We start from the raw sequence: 16,256 nt of genomic DNA on the forward strand, positions 1-16,256 counted from the left end.
TCATAACTAAAAACTAATCATGCCGATATCACCTATCACAGATAAAACAGATCTGACAACCTTTACAATCCTCGCTAATGGAACCCAAATTCCAGACACCTATCAGGTAGTTAGCATTAGAACAGAACAGCATCTCAACAGAATTTCCGAGGCAGAGATAATTCTACTTGACGGGAGTGCTTCGAAAGAAACATTTGAAATTTCCAATTCGAGTACGTTTATACCCGGCTCTATTATAGAGATCAAGCTCGGTTACCATAGCAAGGAAGAGGCCGTATTCAAGGGGATTGTTGTCAAGCAAAACATAAAAGTTAATGAAAATAATGCCCCCACACTTCATGTTCTGTGCTGGGATGAAACACTTTCTCTCACAATAGAAAGAAAAAATGCGGTCTTCAGAAATAAAACCGACAGCGATGTTATAAATCAGATCCTAAATAACCATAGGCTGACCGCTGAAATAGCAAAAACAGTTAACATACAGGAGCATTTGGTTCAGCACAATACATCTGATTGGGATTTTATCCTAAACCGAGCAAAAATTAACGGGATGGTGGTTTCTACCGAATCAGGAACGGTTAAAGTAGCACCTCCTCAAGTATCGACCAAACCGCAACTAGAGGTAACTTACGGGCATGACATATTTGCTCTGGACTGTGAGATGGATGCCGAATATCAATTCGATTCGGTAGAGAGTAGTGCCTGGAGCCCGGCTAAACAATCTGATATAGTTGCTGCATCCACCGAACCTACGCAGAATAAACAAGGGAATATTAGTGGTAAGCAACTTTCTGAAGTTTTAGGGGGTGATACTCATAAATTAATGACTTCCGCAAATATCCCTGAAGAAAATCTCAAGACATGGGCAAATGCGACTCTTTTAAACTCACGTTTATCCCGGTTCAGGGGAACTGTTACCTTCCAGGGTTCATCACTGGCAAAAATGAACACTACCATTAAACTTAACGGAATTAGTAGCAGGTTTAATGGCGATGCCTTTGTTTCAGGAGTGTCGCATTTGGTTGAGGCGGGAGACTGGAAAACACGAGTATCAATTGGACTTTCACATGAGAAGACTATTGAAAATGAAATTGAAGCTCCTCTGTTGGCCTCCGGCTTGATCCCCGGGATCCAGGGATTACATTCAGCAGTGGTAAAGCAAATTGATGACGATCCAAAAAGTGAATTCCGTGTGTTGGTAGAAATCCCGATTATAGATGAGAATAATGAACGCATTTGGGCAAGACTCGCTTCCCCCTATGCCGGAAATGGTATGGCTGCTTTCTTTCTTCCTGAAATAGGTGATGAAGTCATCGTTGGTTTTACGAACAATGACCCACGTAGCCCAATTATTCTAGGAAGTATGCACAGTAGTGCTAAACCCGCTCCTGAAACTCCCGACAGAGACAATTCTGTAAAGACAATTGTTACTCGAAACAAACTTCAGCTAAAATTTGACGATGAACAAAAGTTGATCAGTTTAAATACTCCAGGCGGTAATTCGATGGTGATATCAGATACCGATGGAGGTCTGACCTTGAGCGACACACACGGCAATAAAATTGAAATGAACTCGAGTGGTATTACCATCGACAGCAAGTCAGATCTGAACCTCAAGGCAGCCAATTCGGTGAGTATAAATGGAGCCTCAATTTCTGTTAATGGAACAGAATCCATTAGTAATACTGCTGGGACTGTTACCATTACAGGAAACCTGACTACAAGTATTTCAGGAAACGCCGAATGTAGGGTTTCCAGTAGCGGACAAATGAGTATTACAGGAGCTATGACAATGATTAATTGATAAGTAAATAGCATGAACCCACTCTTTATCAACAACGCCGGATTGATCATTCTTGCACCTTACCTCGGCGTACTTTTCGATCGTTGCGGATTAACCAACAATGGGGTATTCAAAGACAGCGAAGCGGAATTCACGGCAATCCAACTACTGGATTATGCCGGGACCGGTGAAACAAATGCAGCGGAGCACGACTTGGTTCTTCCAAAAATTCTTTGTGGAATTCCCGTTCAGAATCCAATTGATATTTCAGCAGCAATTAGCGAAGAGCAAAAAGCAACTGTGGATAGTTTACTGGAAGCTGTTACACAGCAATGGTCTGCGCTGAATAATACCACAATTGATGCGCTGCGCGGTTCATTCCTGATGCGAAGCGGGAAATTAGAAGAGATGGAAGAAAGTATTCATCTTAAGTTGGAACAAAAGGCATTCGATATGTTATTGGATTCTATTCCATGGAATATCAGTTCGATCAAATTGAGTTGGATGCCAAAAATATTGAAAGTAGTATGGAGATAATAAAGAAATTAGCCGACTCTATCGGCCAGGAGATTGTGTGGTTCGAAGCAGTTGCTAATACTGCTTTAACCCTATATTTTCAGAACAACGACGGCGATACATCGATCTACGATCACAAACCACCGGCTATTGATAATGATTCGGCCTATGCCGAACTCATAAGGGAATTGGATCTCGGATTTGAAGACCGACTTCTGCTCATACTTGCTCTTATACCAGTAGTAAAACCACAGGCGCTGGATGTGTTTTTAATACGGAACCAGAACCTCAATAGTGAATTTTCAGAATTCGGAGGTATTAAGAATTCCACTGCTTCGGGCTTCGTGCCGAGTTTGGAAACGGCTTGTTTTTTACTTTCAGGGAACTCCCTGGAGGAAAGACTCCGAGTTATGAATTTATTTCAGAAGGATCATGTTTTATACCGAATTGGTGCTTTGGACTACGATGCCAAACAGGAATTCGGACTAAGGCAACCTCTAAGAGTTTCTTATGAATATCTCGGGTTACTCACCGAAGGTAAAAAGAGACAGGCTGAGATCAGCGCGAAATTTCCTGCCCGACAGATCAGCACAGAACTAGAGTGGGAAGATCTGGTAGTAGATAAATCCGTCCTATCCAAGCTCGACGAGATCAGGGACTACCTGGTTCACGGTGAACAGATCATGGATGAATGGCAACTTAACCGATATCTCAAAAAAGGGCTGCGAGCTTTGTTCTACGGGCCTTCGGGAACAGGTAAGACATTAGCCGCCTCACTAATTGGAAAGGCGACCAACCGACCGGTTTTCCGCGTAGATCTCAGTTTATTGGTCTCGAAATATATCGGCGAGACAGAGAAGAATCTCGGCCTTCTGTTCAATGAGGCTGAAAACAAAGATTGGATATTGTTTTTTGACGAAGCCGATGCGCTTTTCGGGAGGCGGACCCAGACAAAATCGTCCAACGATCGATATGCTAACCAGGAGATCGCCTATCTGTTGCAACGAATTGAAGATTTTTCCGGACTGGTGATACTGGCTACCAATATCCAAACAAACATTGACGAAGCTTTTACTCGTCGCTTCCAGGCCATGGTTCATTTTCCAACACCGGGTAAAAGGGAACGCCTGCAGCTTTGGGAGAAGTATTTTAAGAATTCATTCGAACTTGGAGCGGATGTCGATCTCAATCGGATTTCGGAGGACTTTGAATTGAGCGGTGGAGAAATACTCAACGTCCTACGCCACTGTGCTCTTGTTGCTGCCAGAAGTAATACGAAAAAAATAAACCAGAAAGATATCCTAACAGGGATCCGAAAGGAGTATAAAAAATCTAATAAAACCTTATAACCATGCCACAACAAGTATGTATGGGAGCCATGATGATCTGTTCCTTCGGGGTAGCACCGTCTTCATTGATAGTCCTTCCACAGAACAGAGTAATGACCAATAATATGCCTGCGGCGAATATTATGGATAACGTACCCATGGTAAACATTCTACCCTTCGGAATGTGCAGTTCTCTGGCAAATCCACAGGTGGCAGCTGCAACAACTGCGGCGCTTGGGGTACTTACTCCCATGCCATGCATCCCGGTGACCGTAGCACCATGGGCACCGGGCAGCCCTACTGTGATGCTGGCCAATATGCCTACCCTCAACAACGCCTGTACACTCAATTGTACCTGGGGGGGAGTAATCACTATTAATGATCCCGGACAGAATCAAGTTCAGGTTGGATAATTAAAAAAGCCCCCCAACCGGGAGGCTTGAATTGAGAAATAAGCGAATGCTATTTCCCGAGCAACAATAGTTCGTTACAGAAAACTTCTGTGGTATATCGCTTATTTCCGTCCTTGTCTTCGTAGGAGCGGTTGGTGAGCTTGCCTTCGATTGCGATCTCTTTTCCTTTGACTACGTAGTTCTCTACCACATTTACGAGTCCACCACGTACGATCACGTTGTGCCAGTAGGTGCGTTCCACTTTTTCACCATTCTTGTCTTTGTAGCTGTCGTCTGTGGCAATAGAGAATTTTGCCATTTTGTTACCGTCATCGAAGGTCATGATCTCAGGGTCTTGTCCTAGTCTTCCAATCAACTGTACTTTGTTTCTAAGTGCGTTCATAATAATTTAAATTTTAAGGTTTAACAATTGATACTATCGAACGTCTTTCATTCGACAGGGCAAACATAGAACCACTCGGAAAACTTATTCGGTTGTGAAGTATTTACTTTCGTTTATAGTCGTTTGTAAACGTTTGTATGAGGTTTTGACAATATAAGGAACCCCCTTCAGAAGGGTTTTATAGGCAATGAGTCTTGGTCGAAACTGGAAATTTAATTATCGGTTTAATTACTACCTTTATACAAGAGTTGCTTCATTATAACCAACCATTAACCAATGATAAAATTCTTTCGAAAAATAAGGCAAAACCTGCTTTCCGAAGGGAAGACAGGAAAGTATTTTAAATATGCAATAGGTGAAATTGTCCTTGTCGTTATTGGAATATTAATTGCGCTTTCAATCAATAATTGGAATGAACAAAGAAAAACTAATAAAAGAGAGCAAAACTTACTAAGTGCATTAAAACAAGAATTTATTCATAATCAAAGAGAACTGCAAACAGTAATAGAAATTAATCGCAACAATATTGAAGGTGCTGGGGAATTCGCGTCCATTCTTTCACCCAAAGAAACAACGCTTTCAGACCTTGAAATTGCCAAGTATTGGGACAAGGCATTCAGACAAGAAGCAATTTTCAGACCCAGTTTGGGCGTACTTAATGAGGCTATTAGTTCTGGAAATCTGAGCATTATTAAAAATACTGAACTAAGAAATATGCTCTCTTCTTTTGATGCAGAATTGCAGCAACTAAGAAAGCAAGAAGAAACCGTTTTTAATTTTAGATTGGAGTGCTATCAAAGTTTAAGAAATTCCGGGAATTTCAGAAAAATATTAGACAATGTAATGGAAACTGAAACCTGGTATACACTTTCCTCAAGTCCGTTTGAAAACTCTAACAAGGCATTACTTCAATCAGAGAGATTTGAAAATGATATTGTTCTCTTTATAGGAACGTCTGTTTATCTGGAAAAAAAATTTCTAATTCCTTTAGAGAATAGAATGGGTGAAACTATTCAGGTTTTGAATTCTGAAATCAATGATTAAAAAAATGAAAGCACAACAATGTATATACTTTATGTCGGCCATACGAAGTCTATACTAGACCGTAGTAAGCATTTGTGATAATCACGGAGTTTGACCATCAGAAAGGACATATTAACTCTCTTACCTTCTTTCGGGATTTTGATTTTTGCCGGACTTTATGTCTATTCAGCTAGTTTATATCCCGGCGGTTCACAAGCCGACTTAAATTCGGTAGGATTCGATTGGCTCAACAATTATTGGTGCAACTTGATGAGTGAAAAAGCTATGAATGGACAAGAAAATCCAGCAAGACCAGTTGCACTTGTTGCAATGGTTATTCTTTGCTCGAGCATGACACTATTCTTTTTTCAATTTGCAAATTACTTTGTAAAAAACAGAAATTGGAAAATCACAATTAAGATTGCAGGAACTTTAGCAATGCTATCGGCGGTCTTTATTTTCACTATGTTTCATGATGTAATGACAACAATATTGAGTATTTGTGGTGTTATAGGTATAATCGGAATAATTAGAGCACTACATAAAAACAAAATGACTTTTTTCAAAGTAAGTGGAATTATCTGCATGATGCTTATAGGCATTATCAACTTGTTCTACTACAATGAAAACTTAATAAAGCTCTTGCCATTTGTACAGATGGCAGCCTTCATCCTGATACTTGCCTGGACCGTCGGACTTAATTTAAAAATGAAAAATAAGTCCTGAAGATGACTCTTTCATTCTTTATTCTTCCCACTTCCCATCCCTGGCTGCCTTATAATTCTTTGCCAGGACATAGATGATGCCCAGCACCACGGGCACAACAACGGCAATGATACCAATCCCTGTACCGGATTCGAGAAATTCTGTAAAGCTCATACGTCTAAGATAAACACTTGAACATAATTCGTACATTTAGAGTAATTTGAATTGAACGCAGGTTCATCATCAACTCCGCTAATTTCTTTGAAACCTAAAACAAATTATACCAAAAGTGGTGATTTCAATATTGCTTATCAGGTGATAGGTGATGGTCCTGTTGACATCATTTATATTCCAGGTTGGGTTTCAAATATCGATATGATGTGGGCCGAACCAAGACTTGCTTCATTCCTTACCAGACTCACACTTTTTTCCAGGCTAATATTATTCGACAAGAGAGGCACGGGGCTTTCAGACAGAACCGATGAATATTCAACTATGGAAGAACGCATGGACGATATCAACGCGGTCATGGAAGCAACAAATTCCGACAAAGCATTCCTGTTTAGTCATTCGGAAGGAGGCTCCGTTAGTTTGTTGTTTTCTCTTCACCACCCTGAAAAAACCTTAGGTGTTATAGGTTTCGGGATTTTCGCCAAGCGAAGGTATTCTGAAGACTATCCCTGGGCTCCAACCGATGAAGAACGCGAGGTTTCCAATACTTTGATAGAAGAAAACTGGGCCCATGGTAGCCTGGACGAACTTCGGGATCTAGTTCCCTCACTGGCTCATGATAATGGATTTATGGACTGGCTCGCGAGTTATTTGCGCTCCGGCGCGAGTCCGAAAGCTGCATTAATATTACATAAGCAGTGTACCCTAATAGATGTTACTGATATCCTTAGCTCAATACGCGTACCAACACTACTGCTTTTCAGGAAAGGAGATATAGAAATACTCGTTGAAGAAGGAAGATATATTTCGGAACGTATTCCTAACTCTAAACTTGTTGAATTTGAAGGCAAAGATCACCTGTTCTGGACGGGCGACACCTTTCCGATTTTAGCAGAAATTGAGGAATTTGTTACCGGTATTCGCCCCGTAAGAGACGAGTTCCAAAATATTTCTCGGCAAGGTCGAAAATCTCAAATAGACATTGAGTCTGTCATGTCTGAAAATTTCCTCTTCAACCTGAAAGTTGAAGAATTTGCCAAGCTCTGTGGCAGAAGCCTGTCCTCATTCAAAAGAGATTTCAAAGATAAATTCAACACAACGCCCTCCAGGTGGATAAAATCGAAGCGTCTTGAACACGCTAAGAAATTGCTGGTTGAAAGTGATCTGAACATCAACCAGGTCTGCTACGACAGTGGATTTATAAATTCCTCACACTTCATTAAATCGTTTAAGGAAAGATATAAACTTCCTCCTCATCAATACAGATCAAATACTCTGCAACGTCCTTAATCGAATTATTTTTTGGACGTTTCAGAACATTTTTTGAGCTATTCTGAAAGTCTTGTACACTTGCTTATCCTGAATTTTACATAATTCAACCAAACAAATAACAATTATGAAAACTAGATTTATCATTACGATCATTATGGCTATGGGCTTATTTATAGGCCATAGTAATGCTCAAGTTGACTTAATAAATGATGAGTTTCCTGAAGCTAAACAAGAGGTCATGGAAACTTTTGGTGCGATTGCTCAAAGTATTAAAGAAGGGGACATGGATGGGTTAATAGCCTTTCACGCCTATGGTCCGAAATTCACGGAATTCAAAAACGGAGAACCCAGGAACGGAGGAGTAGACAATGAGGCCTTCGAAAGAAACACTTTTGGAGCTGTCACAGAGGTTGTGAAGTTAGATGCTAACGATCTTCAAATCGCGGTCTATGGTGATGTTGCGAATATGACCTTCCATTCCGATTTTCACTTGAAGTTCGGAGAAGATCTAGTAGTAGTGAACAATCAAATATCACTGTTATTCGTAAAGACGAATGATGGCTGGAAAATCGTTCATGAGCATCATTCTCCTCTCAGCAGTGAATAGTTCCGCTAAAATTCTCAGAACCTGGAAAGGATGGACAACTAAGGAAAATGCACCAATCTATGAAGAAATGCTCATCAACGAGGTCTTCCCTACTGTAAAAAAGAATGGGGTAGATGGGTTGGAAAAAGTGAGTGTATCCACGATGGAAAGGGACAATGAGATTGAGTTTTTTCTTGTGCTTCAGTTCGATTCTCTTGAATCCGTTAGAAAATTTGCTGGTGAAAACTATGAAATGGCATACATCCCCGAAAATGCAAAGCGTGTTTTGTCACGCTACGATCTAACTGCCCAGCACTTTGATCTGAAGAAGGAACTAATATTGTGAGTTCAAGGTATGAGAATGGAACACTCGAACTTAATTCGTAAATTTATTAGGTAATTCTACGAATACATGGCAAAAGAAGCTTCCGCCTACATTTTAGGTACCGATAAACAGGAATTATTCCGACTAGGAATCCAGCACCAGATCTGGGCTACTGAAGCACAAAACGGATGGAATACTGCGGAGTTTCGCGCGGGGCAAACAATCCTCGACCTGGGCTCGGGACCGGGTTTCTGTACCCAGGAACTGGCCTTTATCGTAGGCGAGACCGGTAAAGTGATCGGAGTGGATAAGTCGGAAGGATTTATCAACCACCTCCGCCAGGTTTCAGAGATGCACTACCTGAACATCGAGAGTATTTGTGCGGATTTTGACGAGATGGAACTCGAACCAAATTCACTGGACGGCATGTACTGCCGATGGGCACTCGCGTGGCTTCCCAATCCGAAAGAGATCCTTCAGAAAGTATACAAGGCACTCAAACCGGGCGGTAGAATGGTGATCCATGAATACTACGATTGGGGCACGCTGCAAACCCAGCCTCGCAAACCCAATCTTGCTAAGGGAATCGCGGCTGCACTAAATAGTTTTAAGGATTCGGAAGGAGAGATCGACATCGGACGAGAACTTCCGGAAGTGCTACTAGGCATGGATATGAAAATCCACGAAGTGCGCCTCATGCCAAAACTGGCCCTGCCCGGCACCTTTATCTGGCAATGGCCTAAAACCTTTTTTTATAGCTATTTCCCAAGGTTGACCGAAGCAGGATTACTGGATAAGGCAACCGAACAGGCCGCACTGGCGGAAATGGAAGAACTTGAGAAAACTCCGGGAGCCACACTTTGCACTCCGCTAATGGTGGAAGTGGTCGCGGAAAAATAAACGTCATGGAACAGTCACAACAAATACGTAAAGTTCGCATCGTTCAGAAAACAGCACTGATCGTTCTATTCGTTTTTAGCTTACTGATCTTTGTTTTTGCATTGTTATCGGGATCTGAATCCTTTGGCGGAGGTGTTTCGGGCATCATCAAGAACAGTCCGAACAGTCTGCCATGGCTGGTCCTTGTGGCCCTTGTGATCATCGCCTGGCGGAATCCGTTTTTTGGTGGAATCCTTATTACGATCGCCGGAGCAATACTCACCTATTACTTTAATTTTTCGGGAGAGAATTTCTTCCTGCTCACGTTCATCATCTGTCTGTTTATTGTCTTCCTCGGGTTGGTAATCTGGATGTCGGAGAGTTATTTGCGGGCGACCAGGAAATCCTAGCTACAACAACCAGGTATGACCTATATCATTTGTGCGCTCTAGAGCATTAGATAGTTTTGTGTGTATTCAATACTCACTGAAACTCCTTTTCAAGTATGTATTTCAGATCCTTTTTTAGCATTCGAATTTTATCTCTTCTTTTCGCAATCTCTCTTTACTATTCAAGCTTCTCCCAGGGCTCACCGGATTATAACGGCGGCTTGAAGGTAAATTTTGATGAAGATGGGATGAAATACCTAAGAATTATTTCCTGGGTACAGGCACAAGCGATTTACAACGAAAACGTGCCGGAGGAATCTAATCATCTAAACTTCAATTTGCGTAGGGCAAGAATTCTTGCTTTTGCGCAGATCAATGAAAAGTTCCTGATACTAACCCATATCGGATTAAACAATCTGAACGCGGATAACTTAAGTCCCTTTGGAAAGGGTGAAGATTCCCAGGTATTTTTCCACGGAATTTGGGGTCAGTACCATATAGGCAACCATGCAATAGGTGGTGGGCTACACTATTGGAACGGTATATCAAGACTGAACAATCAGAGTACATTGAATTTCCTGCCGTTAGATAATAATAGACAATCCTGGGCGACTTTTGGCCTCACCGATCAGTTCGGAAGGCATATAGGTGTATTTGGGAAAGGAAAGTTTGGGAAATTACAATACAGGGTTGCTATAAATGATGTCCTTAAAAACGGCCTGGATGACCGAGACCCCCTTGATGCAACTGGTGCAATCTATGCAGGCAGGAGACTGCTCGGGTCTGGAGATGCCGGATTTGCCTACGCAGGGTATTTCGACTACAATATATTCGACCAGGAAGCTAATTTGCTTCCTTTCAAGGTAGGAACCTATCTTGGCACCAAAAAGGTATTCAATGTAGGGGCGGGATTCTTCTATCACCCCAGTGGATCTGTTGTCGCTGAGTCCAACGGCGAGCTTAAAGGTGAAGACGTAGCAATATTTGCTATTGATGCATTTTACGACGCTCCCATTGGCGAGAATGGAGCTGCAATTACCGCCTACGCCACCTATCAATCCAATGACTACGGAGAGGACTACCTCTTCAATGTCTACGGTAGTGGAGGGATGTTTTATTCGCACGCAGGATATTTAATCTCCGGGGATTCCAAAAAGGCCAGGTTCCAACCCTTCTTGTCATTCGCTTCCAATAGTTATGATGCCGTTTCAGATAATAGGAATATATTTGGAATAGGAGCCAATGCTTTTTTCAGCGGTCACAATTCCAAACTAACCCTTGAATACAAGAATCAGAAATTTGGTGATACAGAAAACTCAAGCGTGACGCTCCAGGCAATGATCTATCTGTAATAATTTACCTGTATGAGTTACTATCATATAAAACACCTGGAAGAATATTTTCAAGTTTACCGTAAATCAGTGCGTGATCCCGAAATTTTTTGGGAAGAGATCGCCGAAGAACACTTTCTGTGGCGAAAACGCTGGGATAAAGTCCTGGAGTGGGACTTCAGCAAGCCAGAGATAAAATGGTTTCAGGGTGCCAAGCTGAATATCACCGAAAACTGCATCGACAGGCACCTGGCTGCCAAAGGTGATAAGACTGCGATTCTATTCGAACCGAATGATCCCAGTGAAGAGGCACAACATATTACCTATAATGAATTACACGAACGGGTAAACCGCTTCGCTAATGTGTTGAAAGAAAAGGGAATTGCTAAGGGAGACCGTGTTTGTATCTACCTTCCAATGATTCCTGAGCTGGCAATTTCAGTACTGGCATGTGCCCGGATAGGAGCGATACATTCGGTGGTTTTTGCAGGGTTCTCATCGACCGCCTTGGCCACAAGAATTAATGACGCCGAATGCAAGATGGTCATCACCAGTGATGGTTCTTTCCGTGGTGCCAAAACGATTGATCTGAAAGGAATAGTGGATGACGCCCTGGAATCCTGCCCTTCCATTGAATCTGTTTTGGTAGCAAAGCGAATCGATTCGGATATCAATATGAAGGAAGGTCGCGATCACTGGCTTCAGCCACTACTCGACGATGCCTCTGGACAATGCGAAGCTGAGATCATGAATGCGGAAGACCCCTTATTCATATTATATACTTCAGGATCTACCGGAAAGCCCAAAGGTATGGTTCATACCACGGGTGGTTATATGGTGTACACCGCTTATACCTTTAAAAATGTCTTTCAATACAATGAAGGAGATGTGTATTGGTGTACTGCCGACATAGGCTGGATCACCGGTCACAGCTATATAGTCTACGGCCCCCTGGCAAATGGTGCAACCACCGTCATGTTCGAAGGTGTTCCCACCTATCCGGATTGGGGAAGATTTTGGCAAATCGTGGAAAAACACAAGGTGAATCAATTCTACACCGCACCTACTGCCATCAGAGCCCTTGCAAAAGAACCACTGTCGTTCGTGGAGGGTTATGACCTTTCTTCTTTAAAGGTTCTGGGAACCGTTGGTGAACCAATAAATGAAGAGGCCTGGCACTGGTACAACGAAAATATTGGGAAAACAAAAAGTCCGATCGTAGACACCTGGTGGCAAACCGAAACAGGTGGTATCATGATCTCTCCTATCCCGTTTGCAACACCAACAATACCTACCTATGCGACACTCCCAATGCCGGGGATCCAACCCTGTTTAATGGATGATAATTCGGAAGAGATAAAGGGCAACTCGACCGAGGGACGTCTCTGTATCAAATTCCCATGGCCTTCCATGGCCCGAACGATCTGGGGTAACCACCAGCGCTATAAGGAAACCTATTTCTCAGCTTACGAGAATAAATACTTCACGGGAGACGGCGCGCTGAGGGACCAGACGGGTTATTACCGCATCACAGGTCGTGTGGATGATGTGATCATTGTTTCAGGACATAACCTGGGAACCGCACCCATTGAAGATGCTGTTAACGAGCACCAGGCGGTGGCCGAAAGTGCTATCGTTGGCTTCCCACATGAGGTGAAAGGAAATGCATTGTACGGTTATGTTATTCTAAAGGAAACAGGCGAAGACCGGAACCAGGACAATCTTCGAAAGGAGATCAACCAACTCATAACCGAAAGAATCGGGCCGATAGCAAAACTGGACAAAATTCAATTTACCAGTGGATTACCGAAAACTCGAAGTGGTAAGATCATGAGGAGGATACTGCGGAAGATCGCATCCAATGACACATCCAACCTTGGGGATACCAGCACCTTGCTCAACCCTGAAGTGGTTCAGGAGATCATGGACAACGTGCTTTAAAACAAAAACCGCCGGGCAATCACCCGGCGGCTTCTAGTTTTTGGCTTATTTCGCCGTTTGGGGAATTATCTTCTTATTCCCGGAGCAAAGACTACGACTATGCATCGACATTAAGAAATACGATGGTAAAGATACTCTGGTAAAAATCGCCAACAATTACGTATTATCACTTAATTTTCAGTACATTATGTAGATGTAAGCATGCACTTCCCTACCACTACAACGGGATATTTCCGTGTTTTTTCTTCGGAATTTTTGTCTTTTTACCTTCCAGCATTGCGTAAGCTTTTATGAGCTTTCGTCTTGTATTCTTTGGAAGGATTACCTCATCGATAAAGCCACGTCTGGCTGCCCTCCAAGGATTGGCAAACTTCTCTGCATATTCCTGCTCTTTTTCTTTGAGCTTTTCCTCAGGATCGTCTGCCGACATAATCTCTTTTCTGAAGATGATCTCACTCGCGCCCTTAGCACCCATAACCGCAATTTCCGCTGTAGGCCAGGCAAAGTTAAGATCGGCTCCAATGTGTTTAGAGTTCATCACGTCATACGCACCGCCATAGGCTTTCCTGGTAATGACTGTCACTCGAGGCACAGTTGCTTCGCTAAGCGCGTACAGTAATTTTGCCCCGTGAATGATAATCCCGTTCCACTCCTGGTCGGTTCCCGGAAGGAAGCCCGGAACATCCACCAATACCAGCAACGGAATATTGAAACAATCACAGAAACGTGTGAATCGAGCCGCTTTCTTCGAACTATCCACACCTAGTACACCAGCCAGGAACATCGGGTTGTTCGCCACAATTCCTATACTTCTGCCGCCTATCCTGGCAAAGCCAACTACGATGTTTTCAGCATAGTCCTTATGAATTTCGAAGAATGAATCCTCATCGATGATACCCTTGATCACATCACGCATATCGTAAGGTGTTGTAGGACTCTGGGGAACGATCTTTGACAGTTGCGGCCGTATCTCATCCCCCAATTCGTATTCGAGGGCTTTGGGAGTTTCCCGGTTACTCTGCGGTAAATAGCTTAGTAATTTCTTAATGTCGGCAAGGCATTGAACGTCGTTCGCTGCGGTGAGATGCGCCACCCCTGATTTCATGGAATGGGTGCTCGCGCCTCCTAACTCTTCAGAAGTTACTTCTTCATTTGTAACGGTTTTCACAACGTTTGGCCCGGTTACAAACATATAACTAGTCCCTTCCACCATCATGGTGAAATCTGTCATTGCCGGAGAATACACGGCTCCACCGGCACATGGCCCCATAATGGCAGATATTTGCGGAATTACCCCGGAGGCCATCACATTCCGGTAAAAAATATCTGCATAGCCACCTAGCGATCTCACACCTTCCTGTATCCTGGCTCCTCCTGAATCGTTTAACCCGATGATAGGTGCCCCAACTTTCATGGCGAGGTCCATGACCTTACAGATCTTTTCTGCGTGAGTTTCTGATAAAGAACCTCCGAATACGGTAAAATCCTGGGCAAAGACATAGACTAGCCTGCCGTCTATGGTACCGTATCCAGTAATCACACCGTCTCCGTAGTACTGTTCTTTCTCCATACCGAAATCGGTGGTGCGATGGGTTACCATGATCCCTGTTTCTTCGAACGAATTATCATCCAGCAAATAGTGAATGCGTTCACGAGCCGTAAGTTTATTCTTCTGATGTTGCTTTTCGATCCTCGCCTGGCCACCTCCTAAATAGGCCTGTTCGATCCGCTCATTAAGTGCTTTGATTTTTGAACTCATAATTTAAGAATTAGGGATTCTAAGGTTTTTTCGGTCTTTCAGATATTGGGTCAACGCGATCAACGCAGCTAACCTGGCTTCATCTTCCGAAGCAAACCCAAGAACGTCTCCCGTAAAGTAATTTTTCACGAAATGGGTGTCAAAATTCCCCGATCGAAAGGCCGGATGTTCACATACGAACTTTCCAAAGGACAGGGTGGTTTTAACTCCGCTTATTTTGTAGTGATTGATTGCATAGATCATCTTGTTCATGGCTTCCTCCCGATTCCTGCCATAAGTCACCAACTTAGACAACATTGGATCGTAGTAAATTGGAACTTCCATTCCTTCTTCAAACCCATTGTCCACCCTTATACCATCTCCTCGGGGTAGTTGATAGGTGCTAAGTGTTCCAACACTAGGTAAAAAGTCGTTCATTGGGTCTTCTGCGTACACTCTAAGTTCGAGGGCGTGACCGGTCATCGTAATGTCCTCTTGCTTCATAGTCAATTCTTCTCCTCGGGCGACCTCTATTTGAAGCTGAACCAAATCTACTCCTGTGATCATTTCGGTAACAGGGTGTTCTACCTGGAGTCGGGTGTTCATTTCGAGGAAATAGAAATTGAGCTCTTCATCGAGCAAGAATTCCACGGTCCCTGCTCCCACATAATCACAGGAGCGGGCAACATCTACAGCTGCCTCACCCATTGCTTTGCGTAATTCGGGGGTGAGCACGGAGGAAGGAGCTTCTTCAACTACTTTCTGATGGCGTCTCTGAACGCTACACTCCCTTTCAAAGAAATGTAGCACATTACCGTGTTTGTCGGCCATCACCTGGATCTCAATATGTCGAGGGGAAGTGACGTATTTCTCAATAAATACAGAGCCGTCCCCAAAAGCGGCCGTCGCCTCGCTAATGGCCAGTTTCATCTGCGACTCAAGATCCTTTTCTTTTTCAACGATCCTCATTCCTTTTCCTCCTCCACCAGCAGAGGCCTTGATAAGTATTGGGAATCCGATCTCCTTCGCTATTCTTTTCGCCTGGGCTACATCTGAAATAGCTTCATCGATCCCAGGAACCATTGGTATGTCATACGCTTTTACGGCTTCCTTGGCCGCAAGCTTGCTTCCCATGATCCTTATGGCCTTCGATCCCGGACCTATAAACGTAATATTATTCTTCTCTACTTCTTCCGCGAATTCGGCGTTTTCACTCAAAAATCCGTACCCGGGATGTATTCCGTCTACACCTAATCTCTTTGCCACCTTGATGATCTTCGATCCCATCAAATACGACTCTGCCGATGGTGGTGGGCCGATACAGACTGCCTGATCGGCAAAACGCACATGTGGTGAGTTTCTGTCTGCTTCCGAATAGATCGCTACTGTTTTAATCCCCATATTCTTGGCGGTTTTCATCACCCGAATCGCGATCTCACCTCTATTAGCTACAAGTATCTTATTCATAATATTA

Annotated in this window: 17 protein-coding genes; 13 read left to right on the top strand and 4 right to left on the bottom strand. The window is 43.2% G+C overall.

Translation table 11 applies throughout. From position 1 onward, the window contains the following. The first annotated feature begins 19 nt into the window (after positions 1-19). From vgrG to J1N09_RS04325, 4 genes are read left to right on the top strand one after another with little or no spacing between them, the layout of a single operon-like run. Complete coding sequence (gene vgrG, locus J1N09_RS04310) at positions 20-1,804, top strand: type VI secretion system tip protein VgrG (protein WP_265198390.1); 1,785 nt, start codon at positions 20-22, stop codon at positions 1,802-1,804. Between the two features lie 12 nt (positions 1,805-1,816). Further along, the gene (locus J1N09_RS04315) at positions 1,817-2,320 is read left to right on the top strand and encodes a contractile injection system tape measure protein (protein WP_265198392.1); all 504 of its coding nucleotides are present in this window, start codon (positions 1,817-1,819) and stop codon (positions 2,318-2,320) included. Beyond that, entirely contained in the window at positions 2,311-3,648 is a 1,338-nt protein-coding gene (locus J1N09_RS04320) for an ATP-binding protein (protein WP_265198393.1), read from the top strand. The genes J1N09_RS04315 and J1N09_RS04320 overlap by 10 nt, the downstream gene beginning before the upstream one ends. 2 nt (positions 3,649-3,650) lie before the next feature. Beyond that, positions 3,651-4,040: a DUF4280 domain-containing protein gene (locus J1N09_RS04325; protein ID WP_265198394.1), complete on the top strand. Its 390-nt coding sequence runs from the start codon at positions 3,651-3,653 to the stop codon at positions 4,038-4,040. Positions 4,041-4,089: 49 nt separating this feature from the next. On the opposite strand, the gene J1N09_RS04330 is transcribed toward J1N09_RS04325, so the two are convergent. Beyond that, positions 4,090-4,422, bottom strand: coding sequence for a single-stranded DNA-binding protein (locus tag J1N09_RS04330; protein WP_265198395.1), 333 nt, complete (start codon positions 4,420-4,422; stop codon positions 4,090-4,092). A 276-nt stretch (positions 4,423-4,698) separates the two neighbouring features. Here J1N09_RS04330 and J1N09_RS04335 point away from each other — a divergent pair, with 276 nt between their 5' ends. Both J1N09_RS04335 and J1N09_RS04340 read left to right on the top strand, forming a co-directional pair. After that, positions 4,699-5,466: a DUF6090 family protein gene (locus J1N09_RS04335; protein WP_265198396.1), complete on the top strand. Its 768-nt coding sequence runs from the start codon at positions 4,699-4,701 to the stop codon at positions 5,464-5,466. Positions 5,467-5,556: 90 nt separating this feature from the next. After that, positions 5,557-6,171 (top strand): hypothetical protein, encoded by a 615-nt coding sequence (locus tag J1N09_RS04340; protein WP_265198397.1) that lies wholly within the window; start codon positions 5,557-5,559, stop codon positions 6,169-6,171. A gap of 18 nt (positions 6,172-6,189) precedes the next feature. Here the strand turns inward: J1N09_RS04340 and J1N09_RS04345 are convergent, their stop codons facing one another. Then, the gene (locus tag J1N09_RS04345) at positions 6,190-6,324 is read right to left on the bottom strand and encodes a hypothetical protein (protein ID WP_265198398.1); all 135 of its coding nucleotides are present in this window, start codon (positions 6,322-6,324) and stop codon (positions 6,190-6,192) included. An 87-nt stretch (positions 6,325-6,411) separates the two neighbouring features. On the opposite strand from J1N09_RS04345, the gene J1N09_RS04350 reads away from it, so the two are divergent. The 7 genes from J1N09_RS04350 to acs all read left to right on the top strand — a co-directional run bounded on the left by J1N09_RS04350 (position 6,412) and on the right by acs (position 13,044). After that, positions 6,412-7,611, top strand: a complete 1,200-nt coding sequence (locus tag J1N09_RS04350) for an alpha/beta fold hydrolase (RefSeq protein WP_265198399.1) — start codon at positions 6,412-6,414, stop codon at positions 7,609-7,611. Between the two features lie 106 nt (positions 7,612-7,717). Next, positions 7,718-8,200, top strand: coding sequence for a YybH family protein (locus J1N09_RS04355; RefSeq protein WP_265198400.1), 483 nt, complete (start codon positions 7,718-7,720; stop codon positions 8,198-8,200). Continuing rightward, positions 8,169-8,525, top strand: coding sequence for an antibiotic biosynthesis monooxygenase (locus J1N09_RS04360; RefSeq protein ID WP_265198401.1), 357 nt, complete (start codon positions 8,169-8,171; stop codon positions 8,523-8,525). The genes J1N09_RS04355 and J1N09_RS04360 overlap by 32 nt, the downstream gene beginning before the upstream one ends. 66 nt (positions 8,526-8,591) lie before the next feature. Continuing rightward, positions 8,592-9,404 (top strand): methyltransferase domain-containing protein, encoded by an 813-nt coding sequence (locus J1N09_RS04365; RefSeq protein WP_265198402.1) that lies wholly within the window; start codon positions 8,592-8,594, stop codon positions 9,402-9,404. A 5-nt stretch (positions 9,405-9,409) separates the two neighbouring features. Next, on the top strand, positions 9,410-9,793 hold the full coding sequence (locus J1N09_RS04370) for a hypothetical protein (protein ID WP_265198403.1): 384 nt from the start codon (positions 9,410-9,412) through the stop codon (positions 9,791-9,793). Positions 9,794-10,020: 227 nt separating this feature from the next. Further along, positions 10,021-11,124, top strand: a complete 1,104-nt coding sequence (locus J1N09_RS04375; RefSeq protein ID WP_265198404.1) for a hypothetical protein — start codon at positions 10,021-10,023, stop codon at positions 11,122-11,124. A 12-nt stretch (positions 11,125-11,136) separates the two neighbouring features. Further along, positions 11,137-13,044, top strand: a complete 1,908-nt coding sequence (gene acs, locus J1N09_RS04380; RefSeq protein WP_265198405.1) for an acetate--CoA ligase — start codon at positions 11,137-11,139, stop codon at positions 13,042-13,044. A gap of 217 nt (positions 13,045-13,261) precedes the next feature. Here acs and J1N09_RS04385 read toward each other — a convergent pair whose 3' ends face one another. After that, positions 13,262-14,803, bottom strand: coding sequence for an acyl-CoA carboxylase subunit beta (locus J1N09_RS04385; protein ID WP_265198406.1), 1,542 nt, complete (start codon positions 14,801-14,803; stop codon positions 13,262-13,264). Positions 14,804-14,806: 3 nt separating this feature from the next. Next, positions 14,807-16,249 carry an acetyl-CoA carboxylase biotin carboxylase subunit gene (gene accC / locus J1N09_RS04390; RefSeq protein ID WP_265198407.1) on the bottom strand — a complete coding sequence of 481 codons (1,443 nt, stop codon included), beginning with the start codon at positions 16,247-16,249 and terminating at the stop codon, positions 14,807-14,809. Positions 16,250-16,256 lie beyond the last annotated feature (7 nt).

Source organism: Aureitalea sp. L0-47, from assembly GCF_026126405.1.
Classification (GTDB): domain Bacteria; phylum Bacteroidota; class Bacteroidia; order Flavobacteriales; family Flavobacteriaceae; genus Pukyongia.